This is a genomic window from Corynebacterium sp. MSK150, from assembly GCF_030229215.1.
GTDB lineage: Bacteria > Actinomycetota > Actinomycetes > Mycobacteriales > Mycobacteriaceae > Corynebacterium.
On the sequence record NZ_JASPHM010000003.1, the window covers coordinates 67,530 to 84,278 of the forward strand.

The 16,749-nt window shown below is 58.5% G+C and carries 16 protein-coding genes; 14 read left to right on the plus strand and 2 right to left on the minus strand.

Translation table 11 applies throughout. The features are described from left to right. Window positions 1-5 precede the first annotated feature (5 nt). From rpe to whiA, 10 genes are all read left to right on the plus strand, one after another. Window positions 6-674: a ribulose-phosphate 3-epimerase gene (gene rpe / locus QP941_RS02680; protein WP_284867909.1), complete on the plus strand. Its 669-nt coding sequence runs from the start codon at window positions 6-8 to the stop codon at window positions 672-674. Continuing rightward, window positions 674-1,696 (plus strand): bifunctional diaminohydroxyphosphoribosylaminopyrimidine deaminase/5-amino-6-(5-phosphoribosylamino)uracil reductase RibD, encoded by a 1,023-nt coding sequence (gene ribD / locus QP941_RS02685; RefSeq protein ID WP_284867910.1) that lies wholly within the window; start codon window positions 674-676, stop codon window positions 1,694-1,696. Before rpe ends, ribD begins: the two co-directional genes overlap by 1 nt. Window positions 1,697-1,731: 35 nt before the next feature. Beyond that, on the plus strand, window positions 1,732-2,346 hold the full coding sequence (locus QP941_RS02690) for a riboflavin synthase (RefSeq protein ID WP_284766521.1): 615 nt from the start codon (window positions 1,732-1,734) through the stop codon (window positions 2,344-2,346). A gap of 11 nt (window positions 2,347-2,357) precedes the next feature. Continuing rightward, on the plus strand, window positions 2,358-3,620 hold the full coding sequence (locus QP941_RS02695) for a bifunctional 3,4-dihydroxy-2-butanone-4-phosphate synthase/GTP cyclohydrolase II (protein ID WP_284867912.1): 1,263 nt from the start codon (window positions 2,358-2,360) through the stop codon (window positions 3,618-3,620). Window positions 3,621-3,649: 29 nt separating this feature from the next. Continuing rightward, window positions 3,650-4,129, plus strand: a complete 480-nt coding sequence (ribH, locus tag QP941_RS02700) for a 6,7-dimethyl-8-ribityllumazine synthase (RefSeq protein ID WP_239277687.1) — start codon at window positions 3,650-3,652, stop codon at window positions 4,127-4,129. A 75-nt stretch (window positions 4,130-4,204) separates the two neighbouring features. Continuing rightward, window positions 4,205-4,753, plus strand: coding sequence for a PH domain-containing protein (locus tag QP941_RS02705; protein ID WP_284867913.1), 549 nt, complete (start codon window positions 4,205-4,207; stop codon window positions 4,751-4,753). A gap of 3 nt (window positions 4,754-4,756) precedes the next feature. Next, a complete protein-coding gene (gene uvrC, locus QP941_RS02710; RefSeq protein WP_284766519.1) occupies window positions 4,757-6,832 on the plus strand; it encodes an excinuclease ABC subunit UvrC in 2,076 nt (691 codons plus the stop codon). Window positions 6,833-6,872: 40 nt separating this feature from the next. Then, window positions 6,873-7,754 (plus strand): RNase adapter RapZ, encoded by an 882-nt coding sequence (gene rapZ, locus QP941_RS02715; protein WP_284868002.1) that lies wholly within the window; start codon window positions 6,873-6,875, stop codon window positions 7,752-7,754. A gap of 23 nt (window positions 7,755-7,777) precedes the next feature. Then, entirely contained in the window at window positions 7,778-8,761 is a 984-nt protein-coding gene (locus tag QP941_RS02720; RefSeq protein ID WP_284843927.1) for a gluconeogenesis factor YvcK family protein, read from the plus strand. A 174-nt stretch (window positions 8,762-8,935) separates the two neighbouring features. After that, complete coding sequence (gene whiA / locus QP941_RS02725; RefSeq protein ID WP_284867914.1) at window positions 8,936-9,925, plus strand: DNA-binding protein WhiA; 990 nt, start codon at window positions 8,936-8,938, stop codon at window positions 9,923-9,925. Window positions 9,926-10,057: 132 nt separating this feature from the next. On the opposite strand, the gene QP941_RS02730 is transcribed toward whiA, so the two are convergent. After that, a complete protein-coding gene (locus tag QP941_RS02730) occupies window positions 10,058-11,704 on the minus strand; it encodes an L-lactate permease (RefSeq protein ID WP_502869192.1) in 1,647 nt (548 codons plus the stop codon). Between the two features lie 540 nt (window positions 11,705-12,244). Between QP941_RS02730 and gap the strand changes: the two genes are divergently transcribed. The 4 genes from gap to secG all read left to right on the plus strand — a co-directional run bounded on the left by gap (window position 12,245) and on the right by secG (window position 15,828). Continuing rightward, the gene (gene gap, locus QP941_RS02735; RefSeq protein WP_239277695.1) at window positions 12,245-13,252 is read left to right on the plus strand and encodes a type I glyceraldehyde-3-phosphate dehydrogenase; all 1,008 of its coding nucleotides are present in this window, start codon (window positions 12,245-12,247) and stop codon (window positions 13,250-13,252) included. A 118-nt stretch (window positions 13,253-13,370) separates the two neighbouring features. After that, window positions 13,371-14,588, plus strand: a complete 1,218-nt coding sequence (locus QP941_RS02740; RefSeq protein WP_284867915.1) for a phosphoglycerate kinase — start codon at window positions 13,371-13,373, stop codon at window positions 14,586-14,588. A 39-nt stretch (window positions 14,589-14,627) separates the two neighbouring features. Further along, the gene (gene tpiA, locus QP941_RS02745) at window positions 14,628-15,410 is read left to right on the plus strand and encodes a triose-phosphate isomerase (protein ID WP_225746913.1); all 783 of its coding nucleotides are present in this window, start codon (window positions 14,628-14,630) and stop codon (window positions 15,408-15,410) included. 184 nt (window positions 15,411-15,594) lie between these two features. Continuing rightward, window positions 15,595-15,828, plus strand: coding sequence for a preprotein translocase subunit SecG (gene secG / locus QP941_RS02750; protein WP_005324856.1), 234 nt, complete (start codon window positions 15,595-15,597; stop codon window positions 15,826-15,828). A 145-nt stretch (window positions 15,829-15,973) separates the two neighbouring features. On the opposite strand, the gene pgl is transcribed toward secG, so the two are convergent. Next, the gene (pgl, locus tag QP941_RS02755; protein WP_284867916.1) at window positions 15,974-16,735 is read right to left on the minus strand and encodes a 6-phosphogluconolactonase; all 762 of its coding nucleotides are present in this window, start codon (window positions 16,733-16,735) and stop codon (window positions 15,974-15,976) included. Between the last annotated feature and the right edge of the window lie 14 nt (window positions 16,736-16,749).

Consider the following 16,749-nt stretch of genomic DNA (forward strand, 5'->3'; position numbering starts at 1 on the left):
TGGGCATGTCCGCACCGATTATTTCCCCTTCCATCCTGGCCGCTGATTTTTCTCGCTTGGGCGAGGAACTAGCGGCGATTGATACCGCAGACTGGGTCCATGTGGACATTATGGATGGGCACTTTGTGCCCAACCTGTCTTTCGGCCCAGATATCACGGCCACGGTCCATCGCAGCACCGATAAGCCACTAGATGTCCACCTCATGATTGAGGAACCCGAAAAGTGGGTGGAGACCTATGCCAAGGCGGGCGCGCATACGATTATCTTCCACGTGGAGGCCGTCGCCGATGACCAGGCGGCAGTGAACTTGGCCAAGCGCATTCGCGATTTGGGTGTGCACGCGGCCTTTTCCATCAAGCCAGGCACCGCCATCGAGCCGTGGTTGGACAAGCTGCACCATTTCGATGAGGTGCTCGTGATGTCTGTGGAGCCCGGCTTCGGCGGGCAAAAGTTCATGCCGGAGATGTTGGAGAAGGTCCGTAAGCTGCGCCGTGCGATTGATGAACAGGGCTTTGATACCGTCATCGAGATCGATGGCGGCATTTCGCCCGAGACCATCGAGGCAGCCGCGGAGGCGGGTTGCGACGCTTTCGTGGCAGGCTCAGCTGTATTCAAATCGGACGATCCCGCCGGCGTCGTCAAGCAGCTGCGTGATCTGGCGGCTGGTACCTAATGGGTGCGGAGCTACAAGACAGCACTCTCTCCGCTGCGCTATTGCGCGCAATGGCCGCGGGTGCTGAAGTCCGTGGAACCACGAGCCCTAACCCACCGGTAGGCGCGGTCATCGTGTCGCCAGCTGGGGAAATTGTGGGCGTCGGTGCCACCCAGCCCGTGGGAGGCGCGCATGCCGAGGTCATGGCGTTGCAGGAGGCCGGAGGTAAAGCACGCGGGGCCACGGCCGTGGTCACCTTGGAACCCTGCGCGCATACCGGCCGCACGGGTCCCTGCGCGCAGGCGCTTATCGATGCCGGCGTGGCTCGCGTGTACTACCTCCACGCCGATCCCACCCCGCAGGCTGCGGGTGGAGCAGAAGTGTTGGCGGAGGCTGGAGTGGACGTCGCCAAGCTAGAAAAGCCCCCGCACGCCGAGGATGCTTTGGTGCCATGGCTATTCGCTGTGCGCACCCAACGGCCTCACATCACTTTGAAGTTCGCGCAAACGCTGGACGGTTTTACAGCCGCGGCCGATGGAACCAGCCAATGGATTACGGGCGAGGAGGCGCGCGACTGGGTGCATGCCGATAGGGCGCACCGCGATGCCATCGTGGTGGGCACCGGCACGGCGCTGGCTGATAATCCCTCGCTCACCGCGCGCTTTAACGACGGCAGCTTGCGCGCGCACCAACCACGCCGGGTGGTCATCGGCAAGCGTGATTTGGCATCGGCGGGCGATGCGGCAAGCCACCTGCGCGAGTTGGGGTACGAGCAGTACGAGAGCATCGAAGAAGCTCTCTTAGAGCTCTACGCCACCGGTGCCCGCGACGTCCTCGTGGAAGGAGGCGCAGGCCTGGCTAGCAGCTTCCTCAAGGCCGACTTGGTGGATGCTATCTCCGCCTATATTGCGCCACTCTTGCTAGGCGAGGGCCGCGGTGTACTCGCGCACCCCGTGACTCAGACGCTGGCAGAGGCCACCCGTTTCCGCCGGGTGGGAATGAAGGCGCTGGGTGATGACGTTCTTATTGAGTACGTGCGCTAGACGCTGGACATAGCAGTGAGCGAGAAAGGTTGGAAGTGTTTACTGGGCTAGTACAAGAGTTGGGCACCGTGGAGGCAATGGAACCGCACGCAGACGCGCTGCGCCTGAGCATTCGTGCCCCGCGTACCGTCGCGGAGGCCGCACTGGGTGATTCCATTGCCATTAACGGCGTATGCCTTACCGTGGCGGATCTGTCTGCGGATACTTTTTGTGCGGATGTGATGCAGGAGTCCCTGGACCGCACAGCACTGGGGCGCCTTGCCGAGGGAGATCCGGTCAATGTCGAACCGGCCCTGCTTCCCACCACCCGGCTGGGTGGGCATATCATGCAAGGACACGTGGACGGTACCGCTACGCTGCAGAGCCGAACTAGCTCCGAGAATTGGGATGTGCTGCGGTTTAGCTTGCCATCCGAGCTTGCCCGGTACGTCGTGGAAAAAGGCTCTATTGCCGTGAGCGGCACCTCGCTGACCGTGAGCGCCGTGGGCCCCGACTGGTTCGAAGTATCCCTTATCCCCACCACTTTGCGCGATACCATTCACGGCGCCTTGCCGGTGGGAGGAGAGGTAAACCTCGAGGTGGATGTGCTGGCCAAGTATGTAGAAAAGATGCTTCACCCCGAAGCTAAACCCCCTGAGGCTAAGGACTAGACTGCTACCTTATGAGCGCGAGTGAGAATTCCATCCGTCTAGATTCCATCGACCAGGCCATCGCGGATATCGCCGCTGGTAAGCCGGTTGTTGTCATCGACGATGAGGATCGCGAAAACGAAGGCGATCTGATTTTCGCCGCAGAGCTAGCCACCCCGGAACTTGTGGCCTTCATGGTGCGCTATTCCTCTGGATATATCTGTGCACCCTTGCTGCCAGAAGATTGCAACCGGCTGAACCTACCGCCGATGCTGGCGGTCAACCAGGATGTTCGCGGCACCGCCTACACGGTGACCGTGGATGCAGCGACGGGTAGTACCGGTATTTCTGCGACCTCGCGCGCAGAAACCATCCGGCGTCTGGCAGACCCCAACACCACGCCGGGCGAATTCACCCGGCCAGGCCACGTGGTGCCGCTGTGTGCCCGCCCAGGCGGCGTTCTGGAGCGGGACGGACATACTGAGGCCTCCATTGATCTGGCCCGCTTAGCGGGCCTGCGCCCGGCCGGTGTGCTGTGCGAGATCGTCTCCGAAGATGACCCCACGGACATGGCGCGCTCACCAGAGTTGCGTCGCTTTGCCGATACGCATGGACTCTCCATGATCTCTATCGCGCAGCTCATCGAGTGGCGCCGCCATAATGAAACGCAAGTCACCCGCCAGGTAACCACCGAGCTACCCACCGAATACGGCCACTTCACCGCCATCGGTTACCGCCATGAGGTAGACGGGCAGGAACACGTTGCTTTGGTCGTAGGGGAACCCGCCCAACTGCGGGGTGCACGCGACGTCATGGTGCGCGTCCATTCCGAATGCCTAACCGGTGATGCCTTTGGTTCACGGCGCTGCGATTGCGGGCCCCAACTGCATGAGTCCATGCGCCTTATCAGCCAAGAAGGCTGCGGTGTGGTCATCTACCTGCGCGGTCAAGAGGGCCGTGGCATCGGACTTCTGCATAAGTTGGAGGCCTACCGTCTGCAGGATTCGGGCATGGATACCGTCGATGCCAACCTGGAGCAGGGACTGCCCGAGGACGCCCGCGAGTATTCCGTGGCCGGGCAGATCCTTCGCGATCTCGGCATAGAATCCGCAAACCTCTTAACCAATAATCCGCATAAGGGCGAGGGGCTGAGTGGCTTTGGCGTGGACGCCAGCCACCACACGCCGCTGGCAGCCCCTGCCCACGCGGATAATATTGACTACTTGCGTACTAAACGCGACCGCATGGGCCACGACCTTCCGCAGGTTGCCCAGTGGGACGCCGAACATAAGTAGAACTTTGACGTCCAATCGAAAGGATAGCGATGAGTAAAGAAGGACTACCTGATATTGCCCAGGTAGATGGCAGTGGACTGCGTGTTGCCGTGGTTACTGCTACGTGGAACGCAGAAATTTGCGATCAGCTCCATGCCCAGGCAGTGCAGACCGCTACCGATAATGGTGCCGAGGTTGCCGAATACCGAGTGGTAGGTGCCCTGGAACTTGGCGTTGTCGTCCAAGCAGCAGCCCGCGCCTACGATGCCGTGGTGGCGCTAGGCTGTGTTATCCGTGGCGGCACCCCGCACTTTGACTACGTATGCGATTCCGTCACCCAGGCGCTGACCCGCATCTCCCTCGATGAATCCACCCCGGTAGCTAACGGCGTCCTGACCGTTAACGACCAGCAGCAAGCTATTGACCGCGCCGGTTTTGCAGATTCGGTAGAAAACAAGGGCGCCGAAGCCATGATTGCGGCTTTAGATACCGCGCTGCAGTTGCGTACACTAAACGCAGCACAGAAGTAACCTCTAGCAATGCGTCAGCGCCCGATGCTTGACCACTAAGGTGGCTGGCGGGGCGCGCCCCAAAGGAGTATGCACATGAACGAGGCGCAGGCCCCAAAGAATCCGCAGCACAGCCGCCAGCTTAGCGACGCCGAAGTATTGGCCTATACCAGTGCCGATCCCTTCGCACAGACCACCTCTAAACCGTGGGAATTTACGGCGACCTCGCCCTTCTTGCGCAAGGTGGCTATCGCCTGGGTGATCCTCGTTCTGGCCATCCATATCTTCATGGGAATCACCTTGGATGTGTCTTTTACCGGTGCGCACGTGACTACCATCGACAAATTCGCCTTCCCTGGCGTTGGTGTTCTCATTTCCGTTTTCTCTTGGATCGCTCTTAACCGTCCACGCTTGCGCGCCAATGAGGATGGGGTAGAGGTCCGCAATATCGTGGGCACCCGCTTTTATCCGTGGCAGGTGGTCTACGGACTTTCCTTCCCCGTAGGCCAGCGTATGGCACGCCTTGAGCTGCCCGAGTTCGAGTTCGTTCCCGTCTGGGCGTTGCAGTCCGGCGATAAGGACACCGTCATTGACAACGTCCGCCGCTTCCGCGACGTGGAAGCCAAGTACATGCCCCAGGATTAACAATTGGCTGACCCCACCACTTACCGCCCAGCTCCGGGAACCATTCCCACCGACCCGGGCGTCTATAAGTTCCGCGATGAAAACCGCCGCGTTATCTACGTGGGCAAAGCCAAGAACTTGCGCGCTCGGCTGTCTAACTATTTTCAGGACATCACGCAACTGCACCCGCGTACTCGCCAAATGGTTCTCACCGCCAACTCGGTGGAGTGGACGGTAGTTGCCAGCGAGGTGGAAGCCTTGCAGTTGGAGTACACGTGGATCAAGCGCTTTGATCCACACTTCAACGTCATGTACCGCGACGATAAAACCTATCCTATGCTCGCGGTTTCGGTCGGGGAGACGGTCCCTCGCGCCTTTTTCTACCGTGGCCCGCGGCGCAAGGGCGTGCGCTATTTCGGCCCCTATTCCCATGCCTGGGCCGTGCGCGAAAGCTTGGACTTGCTTACCCGCGTCTTTCCCATGCGCACCTGCTCGAAGGGTGTGTATAACCGGCATGAGCGGCTCGGGCGTCCGTGCCTTTTGGGGTACATCGGCAAGTGCGATGCACCCTGCATTGGCCGAGTAAGCAAGGAAGACCACCGCGAGACGGTCAACGATCTCGTGTCCTTCATGAATGGCAACACCGGTTCAGTGCGCCGCAAACTCACCCAGGACATGGAGCAGGCCGCCGAGAACCTAGAGTTCGAACGCGCGGCGCGCCTGCGCGATGACTTAGGCGCGATTGACAAGATCATGGAACAGCAGGCCGTGGTCTTTACAGACAGCACGGATGCTGATCTCATTGCTTTTAACTCCGATGAACTTGAGGCAGCGGTGCAGATCTTCCATGTCCGCGATGGGCGCATTCGTGGTCAGCGCGGTTGGGTAGTCGAACGCGCCGGAGATCAGGCAAGCTCAGAGCCCTTGGAAGAGGGGCAGCCTGATCCCGCGCTGCCAGCGTTGGTACAGAACTTCCTCATCCAGTTCTATTCCGATGCAGTAGAGCGTGAGAAGCAAGAAGCGCAGGAAGACGCTGCGCTCGCCGCGGACGTGAAGCGGCGCGGGGTGGACCAAGAATCGCACATGAAATCCCGCCGCGTGCAGGTTATTCCACGCCAGATTTTGGTTCAGGCCCTGCCGGATGAACCGGAGCAGGTCGTCGCGTTGTTGGAGGAGCTGCGCGGTGCCCAGGTGGACCTGCGCGTTCCCCAGCGCGGCGATAAAAAGCAGCTTATGGCCACGGTGGAGAAAAACGCCAAGGAGCAGTTGCGCCAGCATAAGCTCAAGCGGGTAGGAGACCTCACCGCACGCTCGGCGGCCTTGCAGGATATTCAAGAAGCTCTGGGCATGGAGCAAGCCCCATTGCGCATCGAATGTACTGATATCTCCCACATTCAAGGCACAGATGTGGTTGCTTCCCTGGTGGTCTTTGAAGATGGCCTGCCCAAGAAGTCGGACTATAGGCGCTACCGCATCAAGGAGGCGGCTGGTGATGGCCGCTCGGATGACGTCGGTTCTATCGCAGAGATTACGCGCCGAAGGTTTAAGCGCCACAAGCAAGATAAGCTGGCCCATCCGGATGAGGAAGTAGAAGAGTCGTCCTTTGCAGAGGAGAAGGTGGCGGAAGAATCCGCCGAAGCAGGTCGCCGCTTTGCGTATCCACCGCAGCTTTTCATTGTGGATGGCGGCGCGCCCCAGGTGGCCGCAGCTCAAGAGGTATTTGATGAGTTAGGAATCGTGGATGTAACCCTGGTGGGCCTGGCCAAGCGTCTCGAGGAAATCTGGGTTCCCGGCGATGATGAGCCGGTGATTCTGCCGCGAAACTCGCAAGCGCTATTCCTCTTGCAGCAGATTCGCGATGAAGCCCACCGCTTCGCCATTACTTACCACCGGCAGCAGCGCTCAAAGCGGATGCGTTCCTCAGTTCTTGATTCCGTGCCGGGATTGGGACCGCAGCGGCGCACCGATCTGGTTAAGCATTTCGGTTCGGTGAAGAAGCTCAAGGCCGCCACTGTGGATGAGATCTGCGAGGTAAACGGCTTCGGTCCAAAACTGGCCCAGACCGTCTACGAGAGTTTGCATGATTCTTCGGGCAACTAAGTGGAGTTCTCCTAGAAGCGGCGAATCCTAAAGCGCTAGACTGTTGGGCATGACGCATTTCGAAACTCCACCCATTTTGATAACCGGCATGTCCGGCGGCGGGTTGAGTTCCGCTGCCAAAGTGTTTGAGGATAAGGGCTACTACGTGGCCCACAATATTCCGCCTCGCGCCATTGTTGACCTGCTCAAGCTGTGCAACCAAGAGGGAACTCCGGTGGGCAAGGTAGCAGCCGTAACGGATGTGCGCTCGCGCATGTTTCCAGGGTCTTTGTTAGAGATTATGGATGAGCTTATGGAACTAAATATGAAGCCCACCGTGCTCTTTTTGGATGCTCGTGATGATGTGCTCATTCGCCGATTTGATTCGGTGCGTCGCACCCACCCACTGCAGGAGGGCGACACGCTCAAAGTAGGTATCCAACGCGAGCGTCGGGCGGTGGCAGACGTGCGTTCCCATGCGGATATGATTATTGATACGACGAACCTATCCATTCATGATCTCCGCCGCGCCATTGAGGCGGCCTTTGGTGAGATGCAAAATGAAAAGCAACATGTCACCGTTGAGTCCTTTGGATTTAAGAATGGCTCGCCCCGCGATGCTGACTTAGTGGTAGACGTGCGTTTCCTGCCCAACCCCTATTGGGTTCCAGAACTGCGGGGATACCGCGGCACGGATGAACCGGTTGCCCACTATGTGCTCTCGCAGCCAGCGGCGCAGGAGTTCGTGGATACTTTCTTGCAGATGTTTTCTACCATGCTGGATGGCTACCGCCATGAGGGCAAGAACTTCATCACGCTTGGCGTCGGTTGCACGGGCGGCCACCACCGTTCCGTCGCCATCGCAGAGGCTATAGCGGCGCGACTGCGGGACAATGACACTTTGGACGTCAGCACCTTGCATAGGGATATCGCACGAGGCTAGAGCACAGGAGTTTTAACGCTTTTATGACCAATCCTTCACACATGGTCTGCCTCGGCGGCGGCCATGGACTTTATCAAACCCTTCTGTCCGCACGCTTTAGCGAGGCGACCGATATTTCTGCGATCGTTACCGTCGCGGATGATGGCGGCTCCTCTGGCCGTTTGCGCCGCGAGCTGGAAATCATTCCCCCGGGTGACTTGCGCATGGCGCTGGCTGCCTTGGCCAATAGTGACCCAGTGGGGGACTTGTGGGCGCGAACCTTGCAACACCGTTTCGGTGGCAATGGCGCTATGGCAGGGCATGCGGTGGGCAATCTGATGATTGCGGGATTAACGGATGTGCTCGGCGATTATCAAGCTGCCCTGGATACCATCGCAGAACTTACTAATTCCCAGGGGCGAGTTTTCCCAGTGGTCAATCAAGCCTTAGAGATTGAGGCGGATGTTGCCGGGCTTGACGACGACCCCCGTGTCATGCGCCAGGTCCGCGGCCAGGTTGCGGTCGCTTCCACACCGGGCCAGGTGCGGCGCGTGCGCATCGTGCCCGAACAACCCAGCGCGAATCCGGATGCCCTTGATGCCATCCAGCGCGCGGATCTCATTACCATCGGCCCAGGCTCGTGGTTTAGCTCGGTATTGCCGCATACTCTCGTGCCGCAGGTAGTGGATGCGATTTCTGCTTCCGATGCGTTGCGCGTCGTTGTTTTGAACCTTTCGGCCGAGCCGGGCGAAACTCATGGCTTCTCCGCAGAGCGTCACTTGCACGTGCTCGCGCAGCACGCCCCTGATCTGCGGATTGACCGTATTTTGGTGGACGAGGCGGCTTTGCCCACCGATAGTGAGCGCGTCTATATTCAGCGCGCCGCGCAGTCCCTAGGCGCTCGCGCTACCTTCGCGGATGTGAGCCAAGTTGATGCCAATGGTCGCAGCATCAATAAGCACGATCCGGAAAAGCTGTCTGCGGCGCTCTTGGACCTATATTCGGACTATCGCAGCACTCGCGATTAGAACCGGCGCTAATTCACCGCGGTATCGTGCGAGCGGCCGCACTCGACCGACTGCGCGGCGATCGAGCCCGCGCGGTATGATGTCAGAAATCCTTTCACCGCACTGGGCTGGAAGCAATGGCTCTAGCCGGTATGCGTACTTTGTGACTGTGAGAATAGAAATGGGGCGAACTAGGTGACCACACCATTGACCGACCAGGTCAAAGAAGAATTGACGGCTGTCGTCGTGCCACGCCAGTCCGCTCGCGCTGCCGAACTGGCGGCGATGTTGCGATTCGCCGGCGAACTAGATATTTCCGGTGACAGTATGTCCTATGAGCTGGAGCTAGAAAGCCACGCCATTGCGCGGCGCTTCATGAACGCTCTTGATGACCTTTATGGGATCACTGCCGATAGCCATGTCGCCGGCCCGGCAGGAATCACCAAGAAGACTCGCGTAACGGTTCGCATTTCCACCGGCGCGAAAGAGTTGACCCGTCGGCTGGGTCTTATCACCCGCTCCGGCCATGCAGTAGTGGGTCTGCCGCCGCAGGTCATCTCCGGCACCGTCGCCGATAGCGAAGCAGCATGGCGCGGAGCCTTCCTTGCCCATGGCAGTCTCACGGAGCCAGGCCGCTCTTCCGCGCTGGAAGTTACCTGCCCGTGCCAAGAGGCTGCGTTGGCACTGGTGGGCTGCGCCCGCCGCCTTGGTATCTCTGCGAAGACCAAGGAAACTCGCGGTGAAGATCGCGTCGTTGTACGCGATGGTGATGCTATCGGGGCGCTTCTTACGCGTATGGGTGCTCAGGAGACTCGATTGAGCTGGGAAAAGAAGCGAGTTAAGCGGGAGGCGCACGATACGTCTCGGCGCTTGGACAATTTTGATGACGCCAACCTTCGGCGCTCTGCTCGCGCTGCGGTTACCGCGGCAGCGCGCGTTGACCGCGCCATGGAGATCTTAGGTGACGATGTTCCTGAGCACTTGGCAGACGCGGGCCGCTTGCGAGTTCAGCACCGCGAGGCTTCGCTCGAAGAGCTGGGTCGCTTGGCCGAGCCTCCTATGACTAAGGACGCAGTAGCTGGGCGTATTCGCCGCTTGCTGTCGATGGCCGATAAGCGAGCCGAGGAGCTGGATATCCCCGATACCAACCAAGCGATTACAGATGACCTCTTCAACGAATCCTGACCCTCGGATTCGCTTACATTAAAAGAACTCCCCGCAGTGCGGATACCAAAGCGGTAGACGCAGCTGCGGGGAGATTTTTAGTGCCTTCCCGGCTAGCAGGTGCGCAACCGGCTAGCCAGAAGCGTTAAAGAACTAGGGCACGAGGAATCCTAGGACGTTGGTCATCAAGAACACGATGACGCATACAATGGCTAGGAAAGCCACGGAGTAGCCCACTACGTTCTTCAGGATGACTGATTCCTTGCCCTCCATATTGACGGCGGTAGCCGCAATTGCAAGGGACTGCGGGGAGATCATCTTGCCCACAACGCCGCCTGCGGTATTGGCCGCGAGCATAAGGTCAGGATTCACGCTGATTCGCTCTGCCGCTGCAACCTGCAGGTTGGCAAAGAGGGCATTAGCAGACGTATCGGAGCCAGTAACCGCGGTACCAATCCAGCCCAGGACTGGGGCGAAGAGCGCAAAGATGCTGCCGGCAGAAGAGACGAACTCACCAATAGCAATAGTCTGGCCGGAGTAGTTCATCGTGTAGGCCAAGGCCAGCACCAAGATGATGGTAAGGGCCGAGAACTTCATGCGGCTGACGACGTCCCCAAAGGCGCTCACCGGTTGCCCAAAGCTTAGGCTGTAGCGGCCATTTTCATTGAAGTAGTGGTAGACAACCGCAACGATAATGCCCGAGAGCAGCAGGAGCGTACCTGGATTGCCAAAGACATTGAAGCTGAAGCTGGTATCCATGAGATTGCCGTCGGCGTCGACAATCGCGTCATCAAGCAAAGGCCAGGCAAAGTGCAGCTTGAGGAATCCGAAGATAGCGGGGGCGGCGGTGGCCACGGCAAAGACCACGGTCACTACGGCGTAGGGAAGCAGCGCCATCCAGATACGGCGTCCGTTGAGATCGGTGGTGGACTCGGCGGCAGGAAGCTCGAGACGCTCGCGCAACTCCTTGACGCCCTTCGGCTTCCATACCCGGAGGAAGGCGAAAGCACAGCCCAAAGAGACGATGCAGGCGATGACGTTGGTGAGCTGGTACGCAAAGAAAGTCGCGGCCAACCACTGAGCCAACGCGAAGGAAATGCCAATCACGGCAGCGGCCGGGGCAGTTTCCTTGACACCGCGGAAGCCGTCCAAGATGAAGGCGATGAGGAATGGCACGATGGCGGCGATGAGCAGCACCTGCAAGGAGATAAGTGCTGCAATGTCGTGGGTTTGCTCGGCACTGCGACCGGCAACCTCGCCCGCAGTGGTTACCGGGATGCCAACCGCGCCAAAAGCAACCGGAGCGGTATTAGCAATCAGAACTACTGTAGCCGCGCGCAGTGGCTTCACACCGAGGGCCATGATCATGGTCGCGGTAATGGCTACGGGGGCACCAAAACCGGCGAGGGCCTCCAACAAACCGCCAAAACAGAAGGCGATGAGGATAGCCTGGATGCGAATATCGCCGTCACCCAAAAGGTCAAAGGTCTTGCGCAGGTCCTCGAAGCGCCCGGAGGCTACGGTGATTTCATAGAACCAGATTGCGGTAATGATGACCCAGACAATGGGTAGGAGCCCGAATAGCCCGCCACGTACGGCGGAGGACAAAGCCATATCTACCGGCATGGAGAAGCCGGCGATGGCAATAATGAGGGATACTGCCAGGGCAACGGCGCCAGAAGTATGCGCGCGTGCTTTAACCCCAAGCAGCATGATAAAGAATGCAATGAGCGGGAGAATCGCCACCAGGGCGGTAAGCCCGAGGCTGTCACCCACAGCAGAGGTATTTATTTCGAACAAGAGAAGTCCTTGGTTTCTACGGTGGTCTTGCCCGTAGGAAATTACGGGCACCTGAAGCATTCTCACGGTGACTAACGGTGGCGCTAGAGCAGGAAGGGTTGCCTTAAACGCTTTGTGAGCCAGTGAGTAAAGAAAGCATATCGTGCGGTGGGCGTCACGGAAAGAATACGGTCGTCTTGATAGGAGTCAACGGCAGCATTTCTCAATGTCCGATCGGACAGAAGCGGGCGCAACCCCTAAAGTGTAGTAGTGATATATCTCATGGTAACAGAGTAAACCCAACATAAACCCACGTGTTCGGGCCTATCCAGCGGTTTTGTATGTGGGAAATAAAAAGGATCGGAAAGAGTGTACGCGCTTTTGGAAAGTCTGTCATCCACTAGTTCTTAAGGTCGCTGGGAGCCTGCGCTGACAAAAAACGCTCGGTAGTATCGGCCATGTAAGGGAAAACGCTCGGGCGCTTCTCAAACACAGGCTTCATCGAAGGACCCGCGCACATACCCGTACACACATTTACTCGACTCTTTGAGGAGAAATACAGTGACTATCCGCGTAGGTATCAATGGCTTTGGCCGCATTGGCCGTAACTTTTTCCGTGCAGTCGCTCAGGGTGACAACAACCTCGAAGTTGTTGCAGTAAACGACCTGACCGACAACGGCACGCTGGCTAACCTGCTGAAGTACGACTCCGTGCTGGGCCGCTTCGATGGCGAAATTACTCACGACGATGAGTCCATTACCGTTAATGGTCACCGCATCGTGGTAACCGCAGAAAAGGACCCGAAGCAGCTCAAGTGGGGCGAGTACAACGTAGACCTCGTCATCGAGTCCACCGGCCGCTTTACCAACGGCAACGACGCCAAGGCTCACCTCGAGGCTGGCGCCAAGAAGGTCATCATCTCCGCCCCGGGCAAGGAAGTAGACGCAACCTTCGTCTACGGCGTCAACTCTGACACCTATGATCCGGCAAACCACAACGTCATCTCTGCAGCATCCTGCACCACCAACTGCCTGGCACCGATGGCAAAGGTTCTCAATGACAAGTTCGGCATTGAAAAGGGCCTGATGACCACCGTTCACGCTTACACCGGCGACCAGCGCATCCAGGACGCTCCGCACAAGGACCCGCGCCGCGCCCGTGCCGCTGCAGTAAACATGGTGCCTACCTCCACTGGCGCTGCTAAGGCCGTATCCCTGGTTCTGCCTGAGCTGGACGGCAAGCTGGATGGTTACGCAATGCGCGTTCCGGTTATCACCGGCTCCGCTACCGACCTGACCTTCACCGCTTCCCGCGACGTCACTGCCGAGGAAATCAACGCTGCCTTGAAGGAAGCTGCTGAGGGCGAGCTCAAGGACACCCTCGCATACACCGAGGATCCGCTGGTTTCCACCGACATTGTTACCTCCCCGCACGGCTGCATCTTCGACTCCGGCATGACCAAGGTTTCCAACGGCAACCTGGTCAAGGTTCTGGGCTGGTACGACAACGAGTGGGGCTACACCTCCCAGCTCGTTCGCCTGACCAACCTGGTGGCAGACAAGCTCTAAACTAGAGCTCTAGCAATGAGGATCCGGCCGCGATGCAAGCCTAAACGGCGCTGCGTCGCGGCCGGTATTCTTTTATCTATAGCCTTTTAACCCGTCCGAATTGTTTAAGGAGTAAATAATGGCTTTCCAGACTCTTGACGATCTTCTCAAGGAGGGCGTCGAATCCCGCCACGTCCTCGTCCGCTCTGACTTCAATGTTCCACTTGATGAAGAGGGAAACATTACCGATCCCGGACGCATCAACGCTTCTCTTCCGACCATCAAGGCACTGGTAGAGGGTGGTGCAAAGGTCATTCTTTCCGCACACCTGGGTCGTCCAAAGGGTGAGGTAAACCCTAAGTTCTCTTTGGCTCCAGTAGCTGAAGCGCTGTCTGAAGCGCTTGACCAGTACGTTGCCCTAGCCGGCGACGTCACCGGAGAAGATGCTCATGAGCGTGCCAACGGCCTCAACGATGGCGATGTGATGTTGATCGAAAACGTCCGCTTCGACCCCCGTGAGACCTCCAAGGACGAGGCTGAGCGCGGCCAGTTCGCTGAAGAGCTCGTTGCTCTGGCAGCCGATAACGGCGCTTTTGTTTCTGATGGATTTGGCGTTGTCCACCGTGCGCAGGCATCTGTGTATGACGTCGCTAAGCGCCTGCCGGCTTACGCGGGCAAGCTCGTAGAAAAGGAACTGTCGGTTCTGTCCACCGTAGCCAAGGAGCCGGAGCACCCGTACGTGGTTGTCCTCGGCGGCGCCAAGGTTTCGGATAAGCTCGGCGTGATTGAAGCACTGGCCGGCAAGGCAGACAAGGTCATCATTGGTGGCGGCATGTGCTACACCCTGCTGGCCGCCAAGGGGTATAACGTCCAAGAGTCTCTGCTGCAAGAAGATCAGATCGAAAACTGCAAGGACCTGCTCGAGCGCTTTGGCGACAAGCTGGTGCTTCCGGTTGACCTCGCTGCTGCAAGCAAGTTCGCAGCGGATGCAGAGACCCAGGTGGTCGAGCTCGATAGCATCCCTGAAGGCTGGATGTCCCTGGATATTGGACCAAAGTCTGTGGAAAAGTTTGCAGAGGTGCTTGCTTCCTCCAAGACCGTCTTCTGGAACGGCCCGATGGGCGTATTCGAAATGGAAGCTTTCTCCAAGGGCACTGCTGGTGTAGCGCAGGCTATTATCGACGCCACCGCAAAGAACGGTTCCTTCTCCGTCGTTGGTGGCGGCGACTCCGCTGCCTCCGTGCGCATGCTTGGCTTGGACGAGGATGGCTTCAGCCATATCTCCACCGGCGGCGGCGCCTCCCTCGAGTACCTCGAGGGCAAGGAGCTTCCGGGCGTATCTGTCCTGGAAGCCTAAAACTGCCTTCTTAATTTGCCAGAAAGAGAGGAAAAATTCATGGCACGCACCCCACTTATCGCAGGTAACTGGAAGATGAACCTCGACCACGTCGAGGCCATCGGCTCCGTTCAGAAGTTCGCCTTTTCCCTGCCAAAGGACTACTACGAGAAGGTCGACGTGGCTTACATGGTCCCGTTTACTGATATCCGCACTATCCAAACGCTGGTAGAGGGCGACAAGCTGCAGGTCACCTACGGTGCGCAGGACATCTCTAAGCACGAGTCCGGCGCATTCACTGGTGAAGTATCTGGCAAGATGTTGGCCAAGCTCGGCTGCAGCTGGGTGGTTGTGGGCCACTCGGAGCGCCGTCAGTACCACGGCGAGACCGATAAGCTCGTTGCAGAGAAGGCAGCTGCAGCATTGGACAATGGCATCAGCCCCATCGTGTGCGTAGGCGAGCCGTTGGCTGTACGCGAGGCCGGTACCCATGTGGACTACGTGGTTAACCAGACCCGCAATTCTTTGGCCGGCCTGAGCGCAGACCAGCTTGCCAAGACTGTCATCGCCTACGAGCCAGTTTGGGCGATTGGCACCGGCAAGGTTGCCTCCGCAGACGACGCCCAGGAAGTCTGCGCCGCCATCCGTGAGCTCGTAACGGAGCTCGCAGGCGAGGAGGTTGCTGCAGGTATCCGCATTCTCTATGGTGGTTCCGTCAAGGTTGATTCCGTTGCAGAGATCGTCAGCAAGCCTGACGTCGACGGCGGCCTTATCGGTGGCGCTTCCTTGGTCGGCGAGGAGTTTGCCAAGTTGGCCGCCAACGCAGCTAATGCCCTGAGCTAACAGGAGTTATCACCCGTCACAGGTTCGCGCTAAGGCGCGGGTTGGAATGGTTCCAGCCCGCGCCATCGTGTACAGTGGGCCGGTGTGATTGCTTCGCTGTACGCGAAGCCTAAAAGTACGATTCCGCGCTAGCGGGTGGCGAGAGTCAACCGCAGGGCGCACGTTAGAAATAAGGATTATCCTCATGGTCTTGGCACTGGAAATCATCTTGGTCATCGCAGCTATTTTGATGTCCATCTTCGTGCTGCTGCACAAGGGCAAAGGTGGTGGCCTGTCCAGCCTCTTTGGCGGTGGCGTGCAGTCGAACCTGTCCGGCTCGACCGTCGTGGAAAAGAACCTGGACCGTTATACCGTGGTCATGGTAATTATCTGGCTTGCGTGCATCGTAGGCCTCAACCTCATCCAGGCATTCGCTTAAGCCACCAGCTGGAATAGCGAAAGCGCCGGTACCGGCTTCCAACCTCCTGGTTTCCTGTGGGAACTGTAGGTGGGGAAGCGGTATCGGCGCTTTTTCTTGGCGCCGAGCCAAAAGTTCAGCTCGGCTGCACGCTAGGCTGACGTGCCTAGAGCTCGGATGCGGCGTCATCGGCAAGGAAGAGGATGGTTTCTTCCTTACCGTGCACGCCTGCAGCTGGCCATTCTTCAGGCTCAGCGCCTTCAACGACGTGCTTGGCAGCTTCCGCCTTGGCCTCGCCTGCTACAAGAAGCCAAATACGATCAGACTTGTTGACTGCGGGAAGAGTAAGGGTGATGCGCTCGCTCGGCGGCTTGGGAGAGTCGTGAACGGGAACAGCTAGCTCTTCTTGTTCCCGAACCGCCTCAGAATGGGGGAACAAGGAATTGATATGGCCCTCTTCGCCCATGCCCAGCAGATGGAGGTCGAAGCCGTTCGGGGCAAATTCCTTCAGCTCTGGCTCATACGCACTCGCCGCGGCTTCCATGGACACCGCGCCCAGATCAAAACCATGGATATTCTGGTCTGGAATATTTACGTGGTTGAGCAAGGCACTGCGTGCTTGACCCTCATTAGAATCTGCATCAGAGACGGGTACATTACGCTCATCGCCGAAGAAGACGTGAACGCGCGACCAATCGATGCGTTGGGCGGGAAAATTCTCGCCTTGTTGCTGTGCCGCGAAATCCAAACGAGCCAGCTCGTGAAGAACGCCAATTCCAGCGCCACCGCCGGTTAGGACAACTCGCGCGACCCCATCGTGGTGGAGCCCGCCACCGGCGGCTTGGATGCGCGCTACGGTATCCACGAATTTCAGCGCGGCCTGGGAGATAAGGTCATCCACATCGCTTACGCGGTGAAGAGTTACCATGAGGTATCGCTATC